The organism is Fundicoccus ignavus, from assembly GCF_009659375.1.
In the GTDB taxonomy this organism is placed as follows: Bacteria; Bacillota; Bacilli; order Lactobacillales; family Aerococcaceae; genus Fundicoccus; species Fundicoccus ignavus.
This window is the reverse complement of sequence record NZ_WJQT01000046.1, coordinates 1-2,039: the sequence shown is the minus strand read 5'-3', so window position 1 is coordinate 2,039 and position 2,039 is coordinate 1. Positions and strand designations below refer to the sequence as shown.

Here is a 2,039-nt window from a genome sequence, read left to right as displayed (position 1 = left end):
AGTTTCTGAGACATACTTGCCATCTTTTTTCCGTTGCTTTACACACTCCGTTAGGAGGTATTCAATTTGTCCATTAATTGAACGGAAATCATCTTCCGCCCAAGCCGCTATCTGTTCATAGAGCTTTGCAGAAACTCTAAGCGGGATTTGTTTTTTGGCACCCACTAATAAAGACTACCTGAGTTAACAATTGGTGAAACTTCACTGTTGCCGCATAAGACTACCAGTAAGTTCGACACCATTGCTGCTTTTCTTTCTTCATCCAATTCGACGACATTGTTTTCTTGAAGTTTATCTAAAGCCATTTCGACCATTCCTACCGCACCATCTACAATCATCGCTCGTGCATCAATTAAGGCAGAAGCTTGTTGTCTTTGTAACATCGCGGCTGCGATCTCAGGCGCATAAGATAGATGGGTAATTCGCGCTTCAATAATTTCAAGACCTGCAAATTCAACGCGTCTTTGGATTTCATCTTTAATACGACTTGCTACAACTTCACTTGAGCCACGTAATGAACCATCATCCGGTTCACCGTCTCCAGTCGTATCGATTTCAAAGTTTGTATTTACATCATAAGGGTACTGACGAATAATGTTTCTTAAGGCTGAGTCTGTTTGAAGTGATAAATATTCTTTAAAGTTATCAACATTAAACACCGCTTTGGCTGTGTCATTCACTTTCCACATGACCGCAATCCCAATTTCCACTGGATTCCCTAAATAGTCATTGATTTTTTGTTTGCTATTATTTAAAGTCATGACTTTTAAAGAAATCTTTTTGTTTCCTAATTCAACACTAACCCCTTCACTACCCGTCTTCAAAATGGAGCGATTTTCTTCTTTAACGTCGCCACTTTGACTTAATTTGGTATTGGCTGCCGGGTTAAACGTTTGAGAGAATGGATTAATAAAGTAAAATCCTTCGCCTTTAAGTGTCCCAATATATTTACCAAATAATGTCAGCACTAATGATTCTTGTGGTTTCAATACTTTTAGCCCCAATAACATAATCCATCCAAGCACCCAGTATGAGATACTGATCACTAATAAAGCGACATTCAGTGCATTGCCATCCCCTTTATCAAGAACATTAACGTTCACGATAAATAAAACAATTGAAACTAAGAGTAGAACAAAATACAACCCTAGTACAAAGAAACCTTTATTTTTGCCTTTTAATTGAATTTCTTCAATGTTATCGCTCTGGCTGAGCTTTTTCTCAACTGTATTCATATTCTCTCCTCTAAAATCTATTTGATATCATTATGATATCAGTAAGAATCTCGTCTGTCAATCCCTAGAAGTTAATATTTGATTAAGAATCTGCCAATTAAGATGAAAGTTTTAAGCTTTTTAAAATCCGAAATGGTATACAGGGAATACAAAGAGAGCGATTAGACTAGCACCATGCTTACCTTGGAATTAAGCAAAAAACACCCTACCGATTATACTCGATAAGGTGTAAGAACAGGGAGTGGATCTTTCAAACAGAAATTACTTAAGGTTGATTGATTGACTGATATTGCTTAGAGGTAAACTCACGCTCTGTTAAATATTCACTCAAACTATAATAACAAACCTCCGCCACTGAGAATAATGCAAAAGTCACAATCGCACAAATGGCTAAATACAAACTATCTGGCAATCCATTTAAAAAAGCAAATGGTCGCATCACTAAATAAAAATAATTGCCATTAACCAATGGATTAATAAAATAAACAGTCATCATATAAACCATCATAAAAATAAAAGGTATTTGCTTATCCGATTTTTGAATCCTAAAATCATAGGCTATCATCGCAAAGAATGGCAATAGCAGTGTAATGGTATGATTCACCAAAAAACTCACGCCTAATGGATGAGTAATCCCTTGAACACGGCTCGGATAGAGAAAACTTAATAAAGCAAAAAAACCAGTAAAAGATAAAATCTTAATGACCTGCTTATTTTTAGTCGCTAAATAAATAATCCCTAAAATACTATTGATCCGGCTGATATGTAATGGCATTGACTCCGATAAATCAAATTTAAATAAAA

Annotated in this window: 3 protein-coding genes; all 3 read right to left on the bottom strand. The window is 35.7% G+C overall.

The window, feature by feature from the left end; genetic code table 11:
* A partial coding sequence (locus GF867_RS13570) for a type II toxin-antitoxin system antitoxin (RefSeq protein WP_366927848.1) occupies positions 1–165 on the bottom strand: 165 nt, incomplete at its 3' end.
* Entirely contained in the window at positions 165–1,196 is a 1,032-nt protein-coding gene (locus GF867_RS13565) for an SPFH domain-containing protein (RefSeq protein ID WP_436718610.1), read from the bottom strand. The genes GF867_RS13570 and GF867_RS13565, both read right to left, overlap by 1 nt.
* A gap of 304 nt (positions 1,197–1,500) precedes the next feature.
* Positions 1,501–2,039 (bottom strand): TMEM164 family acyltransferase (locus GF867_RS13560; RefSeq protein ID WP_172974048.1); only part of this gene is annotated, 539 nt, incomplete at its 5' end.